19 protein-coding genes are annotated in these 19,002 nt (G+C 61.0%); 6 read left to right on the top strand and 13 right to left on the bottom strand.

Annotated elements, in window-relative coordinates:
- Nucleotides 1-87 precede the first annotated feature (87 nt).
- Nucleotides 88-315, top strand: coding sequence for a hypothetical protein (locus KGA97_RS04805; protein ID WP_223480285.1), 228 nt, complete (start codon nt 88-90; stop codon nt 313-315).
- Between the two features lie 136 nt (nt 316-451).
- Here the strand turns inward: KGA97_RS04805 and KGA97_RS04800 are convergent, their stop codons facing one another.
- Entirely contained in the window at nt 452-649 is a 198-nt protein-coding gene (locus KGA97_RS04800; RefSeq protein WP_007900300.1) for a YbdD/YjiX family protein, read from the bottom strand.
- 14 nt (nt 650-663) lie between these two features.
- Nucleotides 664-2,721 (bottom strand): carbon starvation CstA family protein, encoded by a 2,058-nt coding sequence (locus KGA97_RS04795; RefSeq protein ID WP_008024713.1) that lies wholly within the window; start codon nt 2,719-2,721, stop codon nt 664-666.
- Nucleotides 2,722-3,061: 340 nt separating this feature from the next.
- Here KGA97_RS04795 and KGA97_RS04790 point away from each other — a divergent pair, with 340 nt between their 5' ends.
- The 3 genes from KGA97_RS04790 to KGA97_RS04780 all read left to right on the top strand — a co-directional run bounded on the left by KGA97_RS04790 (nt 3,062) and on the right by KGA97_RS04780 (nt 5,524).
- The gene (locus KGA97_RS04790; RefSeq protein WP_223414841.1) at nt 3,062-4,423 is read left to right on the top strand and encodes a cache domain-containing protein; all 1,362 of its coding nucleotides are present in this window, start codon (nt 3,062-3,064) and stop codon (nt 4,421-4,423) included.
- Nucleotides 4,424-4,449: 26 nt separating this feature from the next.
- Nucleotides 4,450-5,082: a response regulator gene (locus tag KGA97_RS04785; protein WP_017339266.1), complete on the top strand. Its 633-nt coding sequence runs from the start codon at nt 4,450-4,452 to the stop codon at nt 5,080-5,082.
- 133 nt (nt 5,083-5,215) lie between these two features.
- Entirely contained in the window at nt 5,216-5,524 is a 309-nt protein-coding gene (locus tag KGA97_RS04780) for a hypothetical protein (RefSeq protein WP_223480284.1), read from the top strand.
- Here the strand turns inward: KGA97_RS04780 and KGA97_RS04775 are convergent.
- A complete protein-coding gene (locus KGA97_RS04775; RefSeq protein WP_008033863.1) occupies nt 5,508-6,782 on the bottom strand; it encodes a glucarate dehydratase family protein in 1,275 nt (424 codons plus the stop codon). The genes KGA97_RS04780 and KGA97_RS04775 overlap by 17 nt on opposite strands.
- Entirely contained in the window at nt 6,779-8,176 is a 1,398-nt protein-coding gene (locus tag KGA97_RS04770) for an MFS transporter (protein WP_207284608.1), read from the bottom strand. Before KGA97_RS04770 ends, KGA97_RS04775 begins: the two co-directional genes overlap by 4 nt.
- Nucleotides 8,177-8,283: 107 nt before the next feature.
- Between KGA97_RS04770 and KGA97_RS04765 the strand changes: the two genes are divergently transcribed.
- Together KGA97_RS04765 and KGA97_RS04760 are read left to right on the top strand one after the other, a co-directional pair.
- Nucleotides 8,284-9,186: a LysR substrate-binding domain-containing protein gene (locus tag KGA97_RS04765; protein ID WP_008033861.1), complete on the top strand. Its 903-nt coding sequence runs from the start codon at nt 8,284-8,286 to the stop codon at nt 9,184-9,186.
- A gap of 333 nt (nt 9,187-9,519) precedes the next feature.
- On the top strand, nt 9,520-10,380 hold the full coding sequence (locus KGA97_RS04760; RefSeq protein ID WP_223480283.1) for a CAP domain-containing protein: 861 nt from the start codon (nt 9,520-9,522) through the stop codon (nt 10,378-10,380).
- 30 nt (nt 10,381-10,410) lie between these two features.
- On the opposite strand, the gene KGA97_RS04755 is transcribed toward KGA97_RS04760, so the two are convergent.
- The 9 genes from KGA97_RS04755 to KGA97_RS04715 form a co-directional block, all read right to left on the bottom strand.
- Nucleotides 10,411-11,043 (bottom strand): glutaminyl-peptide cyclotransferase, encoded by a 633-nt coding sequence (locus tag KGA97_RS04755; RefSeq protein WP_223480282.1) that lies wholly within the window; start codon nt 11,041-11,043, stop codon nt 10,411-10,413.
- 35 nt (nt 11,044-11,078) lie between these two features.
- The gene (locus KGA97_RS04750; protein ID WP_223480281.1) at nt 11,079-12,299 is read right to left on the bottom strand and encodes a helix-turn-helix domain-containing protein; all 1,221 of its coding nucleotides are present in this window, start codon (nt 12,297-12,299) and stop codon (nt 11,079-11,081) included.
- Nucleotides 12,300-12,506: 207 nt separating this feature from the next.
- On the bottom strand, nt 12,507-12,911 hold the full coding sequence (locus tag KGA97_RS04745) for an NUDIX hydrolase (protein ID WP_223480280.1): 405 nt from the start codon (nt 12,909-12,911) through the stop codon (nt 12,507-12,509).
- Entirely contained in the window at nt 12,902-13,408 is a 507-nt protein-coding gene (locus KGA97_RS04740; protein ID WP_223480279.1) for a GNAT family N-acetyltransferase, read from the bottom strand. The genes KGA97_RS04745 and KGA97_RS04740 overlap by 10 nt, the downstream gene beginning before the upstream one ends.
- A gap of 157 nt (nt 13,409-13,565) precedes the next feature.
- Nucleotides 13,566-13,766, bottom strand: a complete 201-nt coding sequence (locus KGA97_RS04735; RefSeq protein WP_008033844.1) for a YbdD/YjiX family protein — start codon at nt 13,764-13,766, stop codon at nt 13,566-13,568.
- Between the two features lie 125 nt (nt 13,767-13,891).
- Entirely contained in the window at nt 13,892-15,136 is a 1,245-nt protein-coding gene (locus KGA97_RS04730) for a dihydrolipoyllysine-residue acetyltransferase (protein WP_223480278.1), read from the bottom strand.
- Between the two features lie 40 nt (nt 15,137-15,176).
- Nucleotides 15,177-17,876, bottom strand: a complete 2,700-nt coding sequence (mdeB, locus tag KGA97_RS04725) for an alpha-ketoglutarate dehydrogenase (RefSeq protein WP_223480277.1) — start codon at nt 17,874-17,876, stop codon at nt 15,177-15,179.
- Nucleotides 17,873-18,292, bottom strand: coding sequence for a hypothetical protein (locus KGA97_RS04720; RefSeq protein WP_223480276.1), 420 nt, complete (start codon nt 18,290-18,292; stop codon nt 17,873-17,875). Before KGA97_RS04720 ends, mdeB begins: the two co-directional genes overlap by 4 nt.
- A gap of 52 nt (nt 18,293-18,344) precedes the next feature.
- Nucleotides 18,345-18,794, bottom strand: a complete 450-nt coding sequence (locus tag KGA97_RS04715) for a hypothetical protein (RefSeq protein ID WP_008036370.1) — start codon at nt 18,792-18,794, stop codon at nt 18,345-18,347.
- Nucleotides 18,795-19,002: the final 208 nt, after the last annotated feature.

The raw sequence follows: 19,002 nt of genomic DNA, 5'->3' as shown, positions 1-19,002 counted from the left end.
GCCCGCCTCGACATCACCCGCCTCCAGAAACATTGAAATGCTCAAACCGGCTTAATGGCTTGGACGTGCGGCCATTTGCACAGTTCAATGTTCCGCGCAGCCGTGCAAATAGCAGAAGCACCGATCAAACAGCGATTGGAGACGGTGTCGGGGGTAGATATTCAACTGAAGGGCGACGTGGCGGGTTTTGCGATTGATCGGCGGATCAGCGGGGCTTGCGCGAGTGATGTGCTGAAATCGCTGTGTGACAACTATCGGGACAAGCTTGTGTGCCGCAATGAACCGGGGCGAACCCTCATCGAACGTAAACCCTGAAAATTACTGCGCAAAACAATGTGGGAGCTAGCCTGCTGGCGATGGCGGACTGTCAATCAACAGTGATGTTGAATGTTCAGCCGCCATCGCCAGCAGGCTAGCTCCCACAGGGATTGCTGTTAACCCGACAACCGGGTCAACAGCACTTGGGCCCGGCCTTGCTTCCGTAACGCGCTTCCTGGCGTTCCCGGAAGAACACCTCGTAACTCATCACCGGTTTGTCCGGATGTTTGGTCTGCATATGCTCGACGTAAGTATCGTAGTCGGGCATGCCGACCATCAGGCGCGCGGCCTGACCGAGGTATTTACCGAGGCGACTCAGGTCATTGAACATGCTGCACTCCTCGATCACGCATTCGGCAGGGCCTGGAATGGCGCTTCTTTATCCGTGCGCTCCTTGGTTCCCCACGCGGCAATGCCGACCTTGAGGGCAAAGAACAGGATGCTGAACACCACCAACAGGAACAGCGCGGTCAACGTCGCGTTGGTGTAGGCGTTGTAGATCACGTGCTGCATCTGCTCGATGCTCTTGGCCGGCGCGAGTACCTGGCCGTTGGCCAAGGCATCGCTGTACTTCTTGGCCAGCGCGAGGAAGCCGATCGCCGGGTTGGCGTCGAACAGCTTGATGAAACCGGCGGTGGTGGTGCAGATCAGCAGCCAGACCGCAGGCAGCATGGTCACCCAGACGTAGCGCTGGCGCTTCATTTTGATCAGCACAACCGTCGCCAACATCAGCGCGATACCGGCCAGCATCTGGTTGGAGATGCCGAACAGCGGCCACAAGGTGTTGATGCCACCCAGCGGATCGATCACGCCTTGGTAGAGCAAGTAACCCCACATCGCCACACAACCGGCGGTGGCGATCAGGTTGGCGGTCCAGGATTCGGTGCGTTTCAGCGCCGGCACGAAGGAGCCGAGCAAGTCCTGGAGCATGAAGCGACCGGCACGGGTACCGGCATCGACTGCGGTCAGGATGAACAGCGCTTCAAACAGGATCGCAAAGTGGTACCAGAACGCCATGGTGTTTTCACCCGGCAGGACGTGGTGCAGGATCTGCGCGATACCGACCGCCAGGGTCGGTGCACCGCCGGCACGGGCCAGGATGGTGGTTTCACCGATGTCCTTGGCCACTGCTTGCAGCGCTTCCGGGGTAATTGCAAAGCCCCAGCTGCTGACGGTCTGCGCAACCGAAACAGCATCCGCGCCGACAATCGCCGCTGGGCTGTTCATGGCGAAATACACGCCCGGATCGATCACCGATGCCGCAACCATGGCCATGATGGCGACGAAGGATTCCATCAGCATGCCGCCGTAACCGATGTAGCGGGCATGACCTTCACTGGCGAGCAGCTTCGGCGTGGTGCCGGAAGCGATCAGCGAGTGGAAACCCGATACCGCGCCACAGGCAATGGTGATGAACAGGAACGGGAACATACCGCCCTTCCACACCGGACCGGTCCCATCGATGAACTGGGTCAGTGCCGGCATTCTCAGCTCGGGCATGGTGATCAGAATGCCGATCGCCAATGCCACAATGGTGCCGATTTTCAGGAACGTGGAGAGGTAGTCACGCGGTGCCAGAATCAGCCACACCGGCAGTACCGCGGCAACGAAACCGTAGCCGATCAGCATCCAGGTGATTTGAATGCCGGTGAAGGTGAACGCCTTGGCCCAGACCGGGTCAGCGGCAATCTGCCCGCCCAGCCAGATCGAGCCCAGCAGCAGGAACACGCCGATGATCGAGATTTCACCGATGCGGCCCGGACGGATGTAGCGCATGTAGATGCCCATGAACATCGCGATCGGGATGGTCGCCATCACGGTGAACATGCCCCAAGGGCTTTCGGCCAGGGCTTTGACCACGATCAGCGCCAGCACCGCGAGGATGATGATCATGATCAGGAAGCAGCCGAACAGCGCGATGGTGCCGGGGATGCGGCCCATTTCTTCGCGGACCATATCGCCCAGGGAGCGACCGTTGCGGCGAGTGGACATGAACAGGACCATGAAGTCCTGAACCGCACCGGCCAGCACCACGCCGGCGATCAGCCAAAGCGTGCCGGGCAGATAGCCCATCTGCGCCGCCAACACCGGACCGACCAGCGGACCTGCGCCGGCAATGGCTGCGAAGTGGTGACCGAAGAGTACGTGTTTGTTGGTCGGAACGTAGTCCAGACCATCGTTATTGAGTACGGCGGGAGTGGCTCGATTGGGGTCCAGTTGCATCACCTTGTTGGCGATGAACAGGCTGTAGTAGCGGTATGCGACGAGGTAGATGGCGACGGCTGCGACTACGATCCAGAGGGCGTTGATCGCTTCGCCGCGGCGCAGGGCCACGACACTTAGCGCAAACGCTCCCAGAACAGCCACGGCAAACCAGGCGAGGTGTTTAGCCAGACGGGGCATAGCGTGTCTCCTGCCGACAGCTTGTGACTGCGGCGGTAATTTTTATAATTGTGTCCGCTGTGCGGAGCTGGCCCAATATCCGCGCATGCCGTCTACAAATAAATCCGCGTTACTACGTACGCGCTCTCTACGTAGTTCTACGTAGACGCGCAAAACCTGTAGGAGCCGGCTTGCTGGCGATCCAGGCGACGCGGTGTATCAGTCACGCCGCCATCGCCAGCAAGCCGGCTCCTACAATTCGGCGTTGTCCGGTCATTCCGTCCAGCAGCGCTACTGGACGTGCGCATCTTTGGCATATGATGCCGGCCTTCGCCTTCCCCCGATCCGGACAGGAGCCCAGATGCAGCTCAAACACAAAATCGTCGCGCTCGGGATTCTGCCGCTGGTGTTGGCGATCGCTGTCATCTGCGGGCTGGTGATTTCCCTGAACCGCCAGGTGGGTGATCAACAGGCGCAATTGATCGAAGACAGCATCCTGGCGAGCAAACGCGCCGAACTGAAAAACTACGTGGAAATGGCGCAAAGCCTGATCGCGCCGCTGTACGACGACGGCCACGGAGACGAACACGCCCAGCAACGCGTGCTGGAAGAACTGCGCAAACTCAGCTTTGGCATCAATGGCTACTTCTTCGTGTACGACCGCGAAGGTCGCAGCCTGATGCACGCGCGACAGTCGGAACTGGTCGGCCAATACCTGTGGGACATGAAGGACCCGCACGGCCTGCCGGTGATACAGGCATTGCTCAAAAGTGCGCAATCGGGCGAAGGCTTTCAACGCTACGCCTGGAACAAGCCGTCTTCCGGCCAGGTCACCGACAAGCTCGCCTATGTGGTGATGCTGGATCGCTGGGGCTGGATGCTCGGCACCGGCATTTACCTTGAGGACGTCGAACGCGCGACCCAACAGGCGCGTGACGAAGTGGCCCAGGGCATCCGCAAAACCATGCTGGCGATTGCCGCCGTGGCCCTCGTGGCGGTGCTGTTTGTCTTTGCCAGCGGCATGACGCTGAACGTGAGCGAGCACCGTCTGGCCGACAAAAAACTGCAACGCCTGACCCAGCGAATCGTCAGTTTGCAGGAGGAAGAACGCTCGCGGGTTTCCCGTGAACTGCACGACGGCATCAGTCAGGTGCTCGTCTCCATCAAGTTCCAGTTCGAACTCGCCAGCCATGTGCTGGAGAATGGACAAGACAAAGGGTTGAGCATTTTAAGAGAGGCCACGGAACGTCTCGGCGAAGCGATTGGCGAGGTGCGCAGCCTCTCCCACGACCTGCGCTCATCCTTGCTCGACACCCTGGGGCTGTCGGCGGCCATCGGTCAACTTGCCGAGGAATTCGAGCAACGCAGCGGCCTCACAGTGACCTATAACGACAACGAATTCGACTGCCATCTGGTCGATGGCGCGGCGGTTTCGTTGTTTCGCATTGTGCAGGAAGGCCTGACCAACATTGAACGCCATGCACAGGCAAAAAACGTTTCCATCAACCTGCACGGTTCTGAAGAGTCCATCCGGCTGACGGTGATCGATGACGGTATCGGCTTCAACGTCGCCCAGGTCGAACGTGGCCATGCCGGCATCGGCCTGCGTAATATCCGTGAGCGTGTCGAGCACTTTGGCGGCCGGTTCGAGCTGATCTCGGTGCCGGGAAGAAGTGAGCTGGACGTGCTGCTGCCCATGAAAATGCCCGGCGCAAAACGCTGATCAGACAACAAGAGTGAATGCCCGTGATAAACCTGCCCTCCCCGATCCGCGTCGCCCTGGTCGACGATCACTCCCTGGTTCGCGACGGGATCAAGGCGCTGCTGTCCGTCATGGCCCCGCTGGAAGTGGTGGGTGAAGCCGAGAATGGCGCGGACGCCATCGAGATGGTCGGACGCTGCCAGCCTGACCTGTTGCTGGTCGACATCAGCCTCAAGGACATGAACGGGCTGGAGCTGACCCGGTTGCTGCGCAGCCAGTACCCGTCGCTCAAAGTGCTGGTGCTGAGCATGTACGACAATTATGAATACGTGAGCGAGTCCGTGCGTTCGGGTGCCAGCGGTTATGTGCTGAAGAACGCGCCGTCACGGGAAATCATCGCCGCCATCGAAGCCATTGCCAGCGGCGGCACGTTCTACAGCGCGGAAATTGCCCAGCGGCTCATTGCTGATAAAAGTACCGACAACGAGCTGACGCCGCGTGAAAGCCAGGTGTTGTACAAAATGGCACAGGGGATGAACAACAAGGAAATGGCCCGCGACCTCGACATCAGCGTGCGCACGGTTGAAACCCATCGCCTGAGCATCCGCCGCAAACTCAACATCGACAAACCGGCGGCGCTGGTCAAATACGCCATCGACCACGGGATCATTTCCCCATAAACCTGCCGAACACTACCCCCTGTAGGAGCCGGCTTGCCGGCGATGGCGTCCTCAAGATCGCCATCGCCAGCAAGCTGGCTCCTACAGGGGGGGGTGTCGTTGCCGATTTTTTTCTGAGCCACCGGAGACACCCGTGCCACCGTTGACCACTCGCGAAATTTACCAGCTATTGCGCGACGCCGCCCTGGAGGTTCGTCCCCTGCGGCTGATAGGCGAACCTTCCGCATCCGGCCTGGTGCAAGTCGACATCGAGGGTTGGCAACTGACCCTCGACATCGACGATAACCACTTGCGCCACTGCCAACGCTGCCAGAGCCCGGACGGCCGCGAGGGCCTGTTCGACAATTGGCAACGTTACGGCACCGACCCGGTCAGTCTGCTCAGCACCTGGGAACTGGCGCAGATAGAACGCCTGCTGACCGAGTTCAAAAACGCGGTTTGACCGCCTTCCAGTCCGGTTTGTAACGCTGCATCTGTTTCACGTCATCGCGCTGGCGGATGCCACAGGTCAGGTATTGGTCATGCAGCTTGCCCAGTTGATCGTGATCCAGCTCAAGACCCAACCCCGGGGCGCGAGTGATTTTCACGCAGCCATCGACGATCGGCAGCTTGCCGCCCTTGATCACTTCTTCATCCGGCTCCTGCCACGGGTAATGCGTGTCGCAGGCGTAATCCAGATTGGGCACCGCGGCCGCAACATGCGCCATCGCCATCAGGCTGATGCCCAGGTGCGAGTTGGAGTGCATCGACACGCCAAGACCAAAGGTGTCGCACATTTTCGCCAGCGCCTGCGTGTCGCGCAGCCCGCCCCAGTAATGGTGATCGGCGAGGACAATCTGCACGCTGTTCAACGCCACGCTACGCCGGAACTCATCGAAATCGGTGACCACCATGTTGGTCGCCAGCGGCAGCCCGGTACGCTTGTGCAACTCGGCCATGCCGTCGAGGCCCGGCGTCGGGTCTTCGTAATATTGCAGGTCATCGCCCAGCAACTCAGCCATGCGAATCGATGTTTCCAATGACCAGTTGCCATTCGGGTCAATGCGCAGCGGGTAACCGGGGAAGGCCTTTTTCAGCGCCTTGATGCACGACACTTCGTGCTCCGGCGGCAGCGTGCCGGCCTTGAGTTTGATGCTCTTGAAACCGTAGGCCTCGATCATCCGCCGAGCCTGGGCAACGATCTGCTCTTCGTTCAGCGCCTCGCCCCAATTGTCCGGTTTGTACGGCGAATCGACATGCTGCGCGTACTTGAAAAACAGGTAGGCGCTGAACGGAATCTCGTCGCGAATCGCCCCGCCCAGCAAGTCCACCAACGGCACGTTCAACGAATGCGCCTGCAAATCCAGGAACGCCACTTCGAACGCCGAATAGGCGTTGCTCACCGCTTTGCTGGCATGGGAGCCCGGTGCCAGTTCCGCGCCGGCAATGCTCGCCGGTTTGTGCGCCGCCACGGTGGCCTGGACGATGCGCCGCAGTTGATTGAGGTCGAACGGATCGAGACCGATCAATTGCGATTGCAGTTGCTGCTGGATCAACAGCGCCGGCGCATCGCCGTAACTTTCACCGAGACCGATGTAGCCATTGTCGCTCTCAATCTCGATGATCGAACGCAGCGCGAACGGCTCGTGAATCCCGCTGGCGTTGAGCAGCGGCGGATCACGGAAAGCGATGGGGGTGACGGTGACTCGTTTGATTTTCAAGAGGCTGCTCCCTTTGGACCTGAGCTCAAGGCTTGATGACTGACTGATTTTTCTGACGCTGCGATGTCGGCAGGTTGGCCGCTCAACACGCGAACGGGATCACCACGCGGGGCGGTGCGGGCAAAGAAGATCACCACCGCCGCCACCAGTGAGGTGGCCGCCAGCCCATAGAGACCGCCCTCGATGGAGCCGGTTTTTTGTTCGAGGAAACCGAACGCCGTCGGGGCGACAAAGCCGCCGAGGTTGCCGATGGAGTTGATCAACGCGATCACCGCCGCGGCGATGCGCGCATCCAGATAGCCTTGCGGAATAGGCCAGAACAACGCCGAGGCGGCCTTGAAACCAATCGCGGCAAAACAGATGGCGACGAAGGCAAAGACCGGCCCGCCAGTGGTGGACATGAACATGCCGAATGCGGCAATCACCAGGGTCAACGCAACCCACGCTTGCTGGTGTTTCCATTTGCTGGCCATGGCGGCGAAGCCGTACATCGCGACGATGGAAATGATCCACGGAATCGAGTTGAACAGACCGACCTGGAAGTCGCCGAGGTTGCCCATTTTCTTGATCATGCTCGGCAACCAGAACGTCGCGCCGTAGATGGTCAGGGCAATGGAAAAGTAGATGAAGCAGAACAGTGCGATCTGCTTGTCGGCGAGCAATTTGAACATCGACGGCTTGACCGTCTGCGTGGCTTCGCGGGCCTGCTGTTCGAGGGCGATGGCGCCCACCAGTGCGTCCTTTTCTTCCTCGCTCAGCCAGTTCGCCTGGCGTGGATGGGACTGCAACCAGAACCAGACAAACCCGCAGAGCACGATCGAGGCGAAACCTTCGATCAGGAACATCCACTGCCAGCCGTGCAGGCTGAAACCGCTGACGTGCAACAGCGCACCGGACACCGGCCCGGAAATCACCGAGGCAATGGCCGAGCCGCTGAGGAAGATCGCCATGGCCTTGCCGCGTTCGGTCGACGGCAACCATTGGGTGAAGTAATAAATGATGCCGGGGAAGAACCCGGCTTCGGCCGCGCCGAGGATGAAGCGCAGCACATAGAAACTGGTTTCGCCGCGCACGAACGCCATGGCCATGGCCGCTGCGCCCCAGGTGAACATGATGCGCGTCAGCCAGGCGCGGGCGCCGTAGCGTTGCAGCAGCAGGTTGGAGGGGACTTCGAAGATTGCGTAACCGATGAAGAACAGCCCGGCACCGAGGCCATAGGCCGCGGCGCCAATGCCGAGGTCGGTTTCCATGTGACTGCGCACGAAGCCGATGTTGACCCGGTCGATGTAGTTGACGATGAACATCACCACGAACAGCGGCAGCACATGGCGCTTCACCTTGGCCGCTGCGCGGGCGAGCACAGTTGGATCGGGCGGACTCTGGAGGGTATTCAAGGGGGCGACTCCCGTTCATTGTTTTTTTAGGGACGCGCCGATCATGGACGCCGACATTGATCCCGTCTAATCTAACTTGGCATTCGATTGATACCTGGATTAGATCAATGTTCGAACTGACCCAACTGCGCTGCTTCACCACGGTGGCCACCGAACTGAACTTCCGGCGCGCCGCCGAACGGTTGAACATGACCCAGCCGCCGCTCAGCCGACAGATTCAGCTGCTGGAACATCACCTGGGCGTCGAGTTGTTCACCCGCACCACCCGCAGCGTCGCCCTGACCGCCGCTGGCCGCGCCTTTTTCATCGAAGCGCAGAACCTGCTTGAACGCGCCCAGCAAGCCGCTGCCACCGCCCGGCGTTTTGCCGAGGGCGATATCGGCACGGTCAACATCAGTTTTGTCGGCAGTGCGGTGTATGAATTCCTGCCCAAGGTCATCGCCGAAGCCCGCCTCAAGCAACCGCACGTGAAAATCGACCTGTCGGAGATGAATACCTACCAGCAGCACGAAGCCCTGCGCGCCCGCCGCATCGACCTGGGGATCGTCCGCGCGCCGTTGCTGGAACCGGGATATGCCACCGAGTGCCTGGTGCGCGAGCCGTTTGTCCTGGCCGTGCCCAGCCATCATCGATTGGCCAGCGCCGAAACCGTGTCGGTCAAAGACCTCGATGCACAACCTTTTCTAATGTACTCCCACGCCGCCTACCCACCGTTCAACGAACTGCTGACCGGTATGCTGCGCTCGGCCCGCGTCGCCCCGGAATACGTGCAGTGGCTGGGTTCGTCGCTGACCATTCTGGCGCTGGTCAACGCCGGCATGGGCCTGGCGCTGGTGCCACGGTGCGCCAGCAGCGTGGTGTTCAAGAACGTGGTGTTTCGCGATATCGACCTGGGGGAAGGCGTGCAGAGCGAGTTGCATCTGATCTGGCGCGAGAACAATGACAACCCGGCGTTTGCCATGTTGCTGGAAGGGATTCGCACGGCTGTTCGTGAAGGCTGGGGGTTGTGAGGGCTGAGCTGATTTCGTCGGTGTTTGTGCTGCCGCCTTCGCGGGCAAGCCTCGCTCCTACGGGTTTGAGTTGAAACACAATTTTGTGAACGACACCAACCCTGTAGGAGCGTGCGATGCGGCGACCCGACTTGCCCGCGAAGGCGTCCGTAAAATCGCCATCGCCGGCAATCCTTGCACCTGAAGATGTAGCGGTGAAGGTACGTCTGTCGGACACACGAAGTCGCCGGTAAATATGCACTCCTGCCCCGTGAACCTTGTTTCAACTCCCCAGTCTTACAGCGGCGCCAATTCCTCCCCTAACCGCTGCCATCTCTTCAGAGCTGTCCCTCCATGCGCCAAACCGCCTACGCCTTGCGCTTGACTTCGCTGTGCCTGTTTACCTTGCTTTCTATTACCACCCGCCCCGCCCACGCCGGCGCGGAACGGCAACTGGTGGAAGCCATCAACGATTACCGCGCCCACCCACAGCGCTGCGAGCGGCGTCCCGCCCAACGCTTGGCACCGCTGGCGCTGAAATCGAATCTGGCCTTGCCGGTCGGCTACGGCGGCGGCTTGCGGGACCGGTTGAAAGCGTCCGGTTATCAGGCAGTGACCGTGCGCAGCCTGCGCGTGGTCGGTGCGCAGGATGCCGAAGAGGCCTTCGACCTGCTGCAGAGCGATTACTGCTCGGCATTGCTGGATAGCCAATACGCCGATATCGGCGTCAGCCGCAGCCGCAGCGAATGGCAAGTGGTACTGGCGCGGCCGGTGCTGGACAGTCAAATGAACGACGCGCGAGCCGTCAGCAAGGCGTTGCTCGCCCAGGTCAACGCCGCGCGGGCGAAACCGCGTCTCTGCGGACGCCAGCGCTTTGCCGCCGCCCGGCCACTGGCCTGGAATGCCAGCCTCGGGGCAGCGGCACAGGGCCACAGCAAGGCAATGGCCTACGGGAATTACTTCGCACACCGCGATCCCGACGGCGATATGCCTGCCGACCGGGCGCGGGCTGCCGGATTCCGTGGCCGCCAAATCGGCGAAAACATCGCCGCAGGCCAAGGCTCACCGAGCAAGGCAATGGCAGGCTGGCTCGCCAGCCCCGGACATTGCGCCAACCTGATGAGCCCGCTGTTCACCCAAGTGGGAGCCGCCTACGCGACGGACGCTCGCAGTGACCAAGGGGTTTACTGGACGATGTTGTTTGGAGCGCCTTGAGGCCGGTCACACCATGGCCAGCGTGATGCATCACGCTGGCCGCCGCACCGCCCTCACCTTCCCGCTGCCACCGCCGCCGCAGAAGAACTGATCGCCGCCATCGGACTCAAGGCCCGACACGCCGACTCCGGTCGGCATCTTGACGCTGTGCAGCACTTCCCCGGTTTTGGCATCCACGCGGCGCAGCTCGCTTTCATCCCCTTCCCACGTTCCATGCCACAGCTGCCCGTCCACCCAAGTCACGCCGGTAACGAAGCGGTTGGACTCGATCGTGCGCAAAATCGCGCCGGTCTCGGGGTCTATCTGGTGGATCTTCCGGTCGCGATAGCGGCCGACCCACAGCGTCCCCTCAGCCCAGGTCAGCCCGGAGTCGTTGCCGCCACCCGGTGCCGGGATGGTGTTGAGCACTTTGCCGGTCTGTGGGTCGATTTTCTGGATGCGGTCGGCGGCGATCTGGAACAGGTGCTGGCCGTCGAAGGCCGTGCCTGCATCGGCGCTGACGTCGATTGAACGCAGGGTCTTGCCGCTGGCCGGGTCGAGGGCGATGAGTTTTTCGCCACTGGCAAACCAGACGCGCTCACCGTCCCAGGTCACGCCATGCACGCTGTCGACACCGGAGAACGGGCCATATTCGCGGAGGATTTCTGCGGTTGAGTGTTTCATCTCGGTTACCTCTTCAGGGGTTCGTGGCGTTCATCCTAGTCACTCGGCAGTGGTGCCGGGAGTAACAAGGTCGTCGCGAAACCCGGTACCGGCGGGGTCATCCAGCGCCGCGCCCGGCCACGTCCGAATGGCTGCACTTTGCCGGCCGCCGCCAGCGCGTCGAGTGTGCGCTGCACCGTGCGCTGGCTGGTGTCGAGCGCCAACGCCAGCGCCGAACTCGACCAGGATTCGCCGTCGGCGAGCAAGGCAAACAGCGCCGCGTGTCGTTCTTCGACCGGTTGCGCCAACACCACTACGTCAGATGAAACCAGCGCCACCAGCGCAAACCCGCGTTGAGTGGCGATGACGCCCGCCAAGGGTTTCAGCGCCGAACGCAAGCGCCCGACTTCGACACGCAAGCGCGCTCGATGGGACTCGTCCGACAGCTTCAGGCGGAACGCCCGGCGGATCAGGGTTTCCCTCGATACGTCCGCCGGCCACGCTTCGGCCAACGCCCGAGCGAGGGTGAACAACACCGGGCGCCTGGCGAGGGAAATCGACATACCAACGCCACGCACGGCATAACGGCAGGCGTCCACCACCAACGCGGTCGACCCGAGCACGGCTTCAACTTCATCCAGCCACAACGGTCGCTCTTCGCCATGGGCGATCAGGCGCGCTGCCGGGGAATTCAGGACGTTAACGGCGTTTTCGACTTCGCCGATAAGCGCCGGGACACCCGCCTCGCGTGCGACATGTTCGGCCCTCGCCAGGGCAAACCGGGCTGTTTGCGATTGCAGGCGGCGGATGGCAATCCCCGCCACCACCAATTCATGGGCGGCGCGCAGCACCGGCGGCAACGTTGCGGGATCCAGCGCGGCCAACAGAACGTCCGCCTCGTCGAGCCGACCGATCAGCACCAATCGCCGAATCTGCAGATACCGCGCGTGAGCGGCGTTCACTCGATCCCCGTGGACCTCAAGCGTCAGGCGTGCCGTTTCGAGCGCCTTCACTGGCCAGCCCAGGTCACGCGAAGCCAGCGCAATTTCGGCCTCGGCCACCACGCAGCGCGCCCGTGCCAACGGCTCTTTCGGCCCGAATGCGCGCGCGGCGCTTTTCACCAGCGCTTTCGCCCGAACCAGATCGCCGAGCTGCGCCATGGCGATGCCGCGCAACGCGAGCGCGGGCGCATCGTCACGCAACGCCACCCGGTCCAGCGCACCAAGCGGATCACCCGCCGCGAGCGCCCGCGCTGCGGCTGTGATCAATGAGTCCATAAGAGTAGCGCCACGGTTGCCGCCCCTGCCGTTCGATAACCCTGGTTAGTCTAGTCACGCGGCAGCTGAGTAAGGGGCGGGATTGTTTGCGTTTGTAAGGGCCTCATCGCCGGCAAGCCGGTCTCACTCCTACATTTTTTGTGCAAGCCCAGCAATTCCTGTGGGAGCGAGCCTGCTCGCGATGAGGCCCCTACAAGCGCCCTGTTTTCAACAAAGACGCCGACTCAAGAACCCCAGAGCGTCCTTGAAAACCTGATGCCATTCGTCACTGGGCTTGCTCGCCAATGGATGCCAAAAAAACGCGAATTCATGACCTCCATCGTCCGCTGCAAAATGACGCCAGGCATCTGGAAGGTTCTGCTCCACGCGACACTCGTGAAACGCCCACGTGTGTCCTGTGATCGTCGAATTCCAGGTGCCCAGGTCCCGTATTACTTCGCCCCTGATACCCGCCTCTTCGAACAACTCCCGGACAGCCGCGGTGCCCGTCAACTCTCCCGGCTCCACGCTTCCCTTGACCAGTTGCAGACCTGCCAGCGGATGCCGGAACGCTAAAATTTCCAGCCGCTCGATGTTGCGTATAACCACGGGGCAAGCCTTGTCTACGCGCATGGGATGCCCGCGGGGCGCGCCTGGGTGAGCAATCTCATATTTAAAAGCGCGACCCGACGACCATCCGGCGATAACCGCTCCTGGATCTCAAACGGTACAAAACCGAGTTGCGGATACAGCAACAGCCCCGCGGTGTTTTCGTTGAAACACGAAATCTGCACTTCATTGGCCTGGTGACGATCAATCGCCAGCCCCACCATCGTTTCCACCAGAAATTTTGCCACGCCTTTCCCCCGGGCCTTGGGGGACACGATCACGTTGCCTATCGTGCACACGCCCTCACGCTCGAACTTGTAAAAGTTCGCAAAACCAATCACGGAACCGTTCTCTTCAACCACCGTTGAGTCAGAACGTTGGGCAATCGATGCCAGTAGCTGGTCGTCCGTCAGCGGGTACTGCGCCTTCGGAAACATGAAAAACAGTTCTTCAGGGGTTTTCGGGAAGTTGCAGATCGCCAGAACATCTTCAGCGCGTACGGGGCGGTGGGTGAGTGGCATGATTTGGCTCCATCCAAGTATCGGGGTGACAGATTACTGATTGCAGGCTCCGGTTTGAAGTGGCTGCATGCGGACAGTTTGCTGACCCTGAAACGTAAAAAAGCCCCGTCCTCTCAGCGTGGACGAGGCTTTTCGGCAGCCGCCGCTCAATCGGCGTTCAGCAGCACCGCGTCGTGCAGCTGCGTTTGCCGTAGCGTGCTTCCTGACGTTCGCGAAAGAATGCTGAATAACTCATGACCGGCTGGTCCGGATGATTCAGCTTCATCTGCGCGACGTAGTTGTCGTAATCCGGAACGCCCACCATCAGGCGCGTGCTCTGGCTGAGGAACCTGGCGGCAAGCTGCAGTTTGCGGAACATGGCAAAAGCCTCTTTGTGGTGTTGGACGACCTCATCAAACCGCACTCATGTATCTGCATTGTGTCCGCGATCGGGGAATTTGTATGTTCAAGTGGCTGAACGAACCCGACAAACCGTCCCCCCGTTCACAGAACCAGCCTGCGGTAATCCGCCAGCACACTGCTCAGATAGGCGTTGAAACGCCCCGCCGCCGCGCCATCGATCACGCGATGATCCCAACTCAGGCTCAACGGCAGCATGTTGCGCGTCACAACCTGCCCGCCCTCCAGCGCGAGTCGCTCCGTACTTTTGCCCACCCCGAGAATCGCGACTTCCGGCGCATTGATGATCGGCGTGAAATACGTCCCGCCAATGCCGCCCAACGACGAGATTGAAAAGCAGCCGCCACTCATCTCGGCAGCGCTCAACTTGCCCGCCCGCGCCTTTTCAGCCAGCGCCGACATTTCCCGGGCAATCGCCAGCACCCCTTTCTGATCGACGTCCTTGATGACGGGGACGACCAACCCTTCGGGTGTATCGGCGGCAAAACCGATGTGGCAATAACCCTTCAACACCAGTTCGTCGCCATTGAGACTGGCATTGAACTCCGGGAATTTTTTCAGCGCGCCCGCACAGGCTTTCATCAACAACGCCAGCAACGTCAACTTGACCCCACTGCCGGCCTTTTCCTTGTTCACCTGCACGCGGAACTGTTCGAGTTGCGTGATATCCGCGTCGTCGTGATTGGTCACGTGGGGAATCATCAGCCAATTGCGATGCAGGTTGGCCCCGCTGATTTTGCGGATGCGCGACAGTGGCCGGGTTTCCACCGGCCCGTACTTGGCAAAATCCACCACCGGCCAGGGCAGCAATCCGCCCAACGGCTGGGCACGGGTTTCAGTGACCGTCAGTGCGCCTTTCACATGGGCCAACACGTCGTCCTTGGTGATGCGGCGACGCAGGCCCGTGCCCTGAATGGCCTTGAGCGAAACACCCAATTCTCGAGAAAACTTGCGAACCGACGGCGATGCCAGCGGCAAGTCCGTTGGCGGATCAAACGCTTCGATGAGCAACCCTGGCGAGGCAATCGGCTGAGGCTCTATGACCGTTGCAACCGGCTCGATGCGCGGTGCCGGCGCCGCCGATAGCCCTTCACTCTCGATAAAGGCAATCGGCGATCCCTCGCTGACTTTGTCATCCAGACTGACCACCAACGATTGCAACACACCCGTGTGCGGCGATGGAATTTCCATGGACGCCTTGTCGGTCTCGACAATGATCAGGGTCTGCCCTTCGACCACCGCATCGCCCGCCTTGACCGGTATTTCGATGACACCGACATCCTTGGCATCGCCGATGTCGGGCATTCGCACTTCATGCACATTCTTCATGACCATTTCCTGAAAATTCGACTCGACCTGAAGCCCGGCTTCAAGCGTCCCAAGGTGCGATGGCGTCAACATCAATCCCGTAGCGCGCAATCGCTTCGGCACACACGCCGGCATCGAGGCGCCCGTCCTGAACCAGTGACGTCAGGGCGCTCAAGACGATCTGATGGCGGTCCACTTCGAAAAACGCGCGCAACCGGCTGCGGGTATCACTGCGGCCGAAACCGTCGGTGCCGAGCACCGTGTAACGCGCCGGCGCGTAGCTGGCGATCAGTTGGGGCAAGGCGCGCACGTAATCGGTGCTGGCAATGATCGGCGCCGCGTCGTTGAGCGATTCCTGAACGTGGCTGCGCCGCGCCGGTTGTCCCGGATGCAGGCGATTCCAGCGCTCCACCTCACGGGCCTCGCGGGCCAGCTCGGTGAAGCTGGTGACGCTCCAGACCTCGCTGTCGATGTTCCAGTCGCTGGCCAGCAACTCGGCCGCCGCGATCACTTCAAGCAGGATCGCGCCGGAACCCAGCAACTGAACGCTGCCGCGTGCGTCCTCGACTTCATGCCGGGCGAACAGGTACATGCCCTTGATAATTGCCTGTTCGACGCCCTCGGGCAGGTTGGGCTGCGGGTAGTTTTCGTTCATCAGCGTGACGTAGTAGAACTCGTCGACCTGACGTTCCAGCATCTGGCGCATGCCGTGATCGAGGATCACCGCGAACTCGCCGGCGAACGCCGGATCGTAGGCCCGACAATTGGGCACCATCGCCGCCATCAGGTGACTGTTGCCGTCCTGGTGCTGCAAACCTTCGCCACCCAGCGTCGTGCGCCCCGCCGTGGCGCCGAGCAGAAACCCGCGCGCCCGCTGGTCCGCCGCCGCCCAGATCAAATCGCCGATGCGCTGGAAGCCGAACATCGAGTAGTAGATGTAGAACGGCAACATCGGCAGGCCATGCACCGAATAGCTGGTCGCGGCGGCTACCCAGGAACTGATCGCACCGGCCTCGCTGATGCCCTCTTCGAGAATCTGCCCGTCGAGGGCTTCGCGATAGCTCAGGATCGAACCGATATCCTCCGGCTCATAACGTTGGCCCACGCTGGAGTAAATCCCGATCTGCTTGAACAGGCTGGCCATGCCGAACGTGCGCGCTTCATCGGCCACGATCGGCACGATGCGCGGCCCCAACTGTTTATCCCGGAGCAAACCGCTGAGCATCCGCACGAAGGCCATGGTGGTGGACATTTCCTTGCCTTCGGCGGCAATGGCAAACCCGGCGTAACTGTTGACGTCGGGCACGGCCAAGGGCGTCGACGTGGTGGGCCGCGACGGCATATAGCCGCCCAATGCCCGGCGACGTTCATGCAGGTAGCGCATTTCGGCGCTGTCGTCGTCGGGTTTGAAGAAGCTCAGCGAGGTCGCCTGTTCATCGGTCAACGGCAAATTGAAACGGTTACGGAAGGCGATCAACGCGTCCTTGTCGAGCTTCTTCTGCTGGTGCACGGTCATTTTGCCCTGCCCGGCATCGCCCATGCCGAAGCCTTTCTTGGTCTGCGCGAGAATCACCGTGGGTTTTCTGCCCTCGCGCATCGCGCTTTGGTAGGCGGCGAAAATCTTCACCACGTCGTGGCCACCGCGTTTGAGGCGGTCGATCTGTTCATCGGTCAGGCCCTGGGCCAGATGAGCCAGTGCTTCGTTCTGGCCAAAGAACTGATCGCGGTTGAAACGTCCGTCCTTGGCGGCGAACGTCTGGAACTGGCCATCGACCGTGGCGGACAGGGCCTTGACCAGCGCGCCGTCGTGATCCCGGGCAAACAGTCCGTCCCAGTCAGAGCCCCAGACCAGTTTGATGACGTTCCAGCCGGCCCCACCGAACAGCGCCTCCAGCTCGTCGATGATGCGACCGTTGCCCCGCACCGGACCGTCCAGACGCTGAAGGTTGCAGTTGACCACCCACACCAGATTATCCAGCCCTTCGCGTGCCGCCAGCGTCAGGGCCGACATGCTTTCCGGCTCATCCATTTCACCGTCGCCGAACACCCCCCAAACGGTGCGCCCGGCGGTGTCTTGCAGGCCACGGTGTTCCAGGTAACGCATGAAACGCGCCTGGTAGATCGAGCTGATCGGACCGATGCCCATCGAGCCGGTCGGGAACTGCCAGAAGTCCGGCATCAACCACGGATGCGGATAACTCGACAGCCCCCGGGCGCCATTGGCGCGTGCGCCGATCTCTTGCCGGTAATGCTGCAAGTCCTTCTCTTCGAGGCGGCCTTCCAGAAAAGCCCGTGCATAAACGCCCGGCGCCGAGTGCGGCTGGTAGAACACCAGATCGCCGCCGCTGGCTTCTGTGCGCGCCCTGAAGAAGTGGTTGAAGCCCACCTCAAACAAATCGGCGGCGCTCGCGTAACTGGCGATGTGGCCGCCGAGTTCCCCGTAGGCCTGGTTGGCTCTCGCCACCATGACCAACGCGTTCCAGCGCATGATCGAGGCCAGGCGTTCTTCGAGCGCCAGATCCCCCGGGAACACGGGCTGCTGCTCAACGCTGATGGTGTTGATGTAGGGTGTGCCGTGACGGGGCCGCCAATTCATCTCGCAGGTGCTGGCCAGCGTCACCAGCATGTCCATGATCTGCCGGGCCTGCCCGGCGCCGCCGTGGGCGATGACCGATAGCAAGGCATCGCGCCATTCAGCGATTTCCTCGGCATCTTCCGTGGTCTGGCCGGGTAACTGGGCATGAAGATCGGACGGGTTCATGGGCATCTCCTGCAAAAGGCTGATTCGTTATCAATGCGCGGTGGAGGGTTTGCTCGGGCCAGGCTTTTGACCTGCTCGACCGCTTCGATGACGGAGCGCTCGGTCCGGGCATCCCGGGCTATCGGGTAAATATTGATTCTGCGCTTGGGCAAATCGCGTAAAAAGCGCTTATCCAGTTCGCCAGCCACCACAAGGCAGTAATCACAGGTGGATGTGTGCGCTTCAAACATTCCAGCGCTCATCGGCGCGACATCGACCTGCATCAGTGCAATGTTTTCAAAGCAACTGAAACTGTGGTGAATCAACTCTAGATGTTCACTGCCCAGTCCAGCAGTGATCACCACAATGCGCGTGCCACTTGAGGGCTCGCGCATCCATTTCCTGGCGTTATTACGACAGTCGGCAGATCGGCTCATAGGCGTTGCCTTTCTTATTGGGTGTGTTTGATTGAGCGGGCGAAAACATCCGCTAAATAACGTAGCGCTCCTGCAGCACGCTTTTCGCCAGACTCCGGGTCGCCAACAAAACGGCTTCCACCTGTCGATCCATCGCTGCATGGGTTGAGGCGACGGTTCCCAGGTCGACGACGCGCAGCGAGTGACCGCAGACGGATCCCAGCCAGGTCAGGCCCGGCACCGTGCCGACTTCGACGTCCAGTAAAAAACTGCTTTTGCACACGCCGCGCAGCAATTGACGGGCATCACACGCTTGCTCGGGGCTGGACCCGACCCGCAACCAGTCGAGCATCAATGCCCTGCATTGCTTGACGGCCAGGTAAGCCACCTGATCCCAGTCGTCGATGGCCACGTGCAGCTGGTCGATCATGTATTTGGGCAATGCGGCACTGGTCACGATGACCACCCCGGCATCCGCCGAGGGTTCCTTGATCCAGACTGCGGATTGCGATATCGCATGCATGGCGCTACTCCTGGCGGTTGAACGTTGTCCCCTTTCCTGTAGGAGCCGGCTTGCCGGCGATGAGGCCCGTGGGTTTTGCATCGATCTCAAGGCCGCCATCGCCAGCAAGCCGGCTCCTACAAGGGTTCGGTGACAGGCACGAAAATGTGAACAACACAATCCACTGTAGGAGCCGGCTTGCCGGCGATGGGGCCCGTGGGTTTTGCAT

Source organism: Pseudomonas sp. BF-B-15 (assembly GCF_019946675.1).
GTDB classification, from domain to species: domain Bacteria; phylum Pseudomonadota; class Gammaproteobacteria; order Pseudomonadales; family Pseudomonadaceae; genus Aquipseudomonas; species Aquipseudomonas migulae.
This window is presented reverse-complemented; position numbering and strand designations above follow the sequence as displayed.

Coding starts and splice junctions, on each gene's coding strand:
- KGA97_RS04805 (WP_223480285.1), top strand. CDS start 88: ATGTTCCGCGCAGCCGTGCAAATAGCAGAAGCACCGATCAAACAGCGA.
- KGA97_RS04800 (WP_007900300.1), bottom strand. CDS start 649: ATGTTCAATGACCTGAGTCGCCTCGGTAAATACCTCGGTCAGGCCGCG.
- KGA97_RS04795 (WP_008024713.1), bottom strand. CDS start 2,721: ATGCCCCGTCTGGCTAAACACCTCGCCTGGTTTGCCGTGGCTGTTCTG.
- KGA97_RS04790 (WP_223414841.1), top strand. CDS start 3,062: ATGCAGCTCAAACACAAAATCGTCGCGCTCGGGATTCTGCCGCTGGTG.
- KGA97_RS04765 (WP_008033861.1), top strand. CDS start 8,284: ATGTTCGAACTGACCCAACTGCGCTGCTTCACCACGGTGGCCACCGAA.
- KGA97_RS04760 (WP_223480283.1), top strand. CDS start 9,520: ATGCGCCAAACCGCCTACGCCTTGCGCTTGACTTCGCTGTGCCTGTTT.
- KGA97_RS04755 (WP_223480282.1), bottom strand. CDS start 11,043: ATGAAACACTCAACCGCAGAAATCCTCCGCGAATATGGCCCGTTCTCC.
- KGA97_RS04750 (WP_223480281.1), bottom strand. CDS start 12,299: ATGGACTCATTGATCACAGCCGCAGCGCGGGCGCTCGCGGCGGGTGAT.
- KGA97_RS04745 (WP_223480280.1), bottom strand. CDS start 12,911: ATGCGCGTAGACAAGGCTTGCCCCGTGGTTATACGCAACATCGAGCGG.
- KGA97_RS04740 (WP_223480279.1), bottom strand. CDS start 13,408: ATGCCACTCACCCACCGCCCCGTACGCGCTGAAGATGTTCTGGCGATC.
- KGA97_RS04735 (WP_008033844.1), bottom strand. CDS start 13,766: ATGTTCCGCAAACTGCAGCTTGCCGCCAGGTTCCTCAGCCAGAGCACG.
- KGA97_RS04730 (WP_223480278.1), bottom strand. CDS start 15,136: ATGAAGAATGTGCATGAAGTGCGAATGCCCGACATCGGCGATGCCAAG.
- mdeB (WP_223480277.1), bottom strand. CDS start 17,876: ATGAACCCGTCCGATCTTCATGCCCAGTTACCCGGCCAGACCACGGAA.
- KGA97_RS04720 (WP_223480276.1), bottom strand. CDS start 18,292: ATGAGCCGATCTGCCGACTGTCGTAATAACGCCAGGAAATGGATGCGC.
- KGA97_RS04715 (WP_008036370.1), bottom strand. CDS start 18,794: ATGCATGCGATATCGCAATCCGCAGTCTGGATCAAGGAACCCTCGGCG.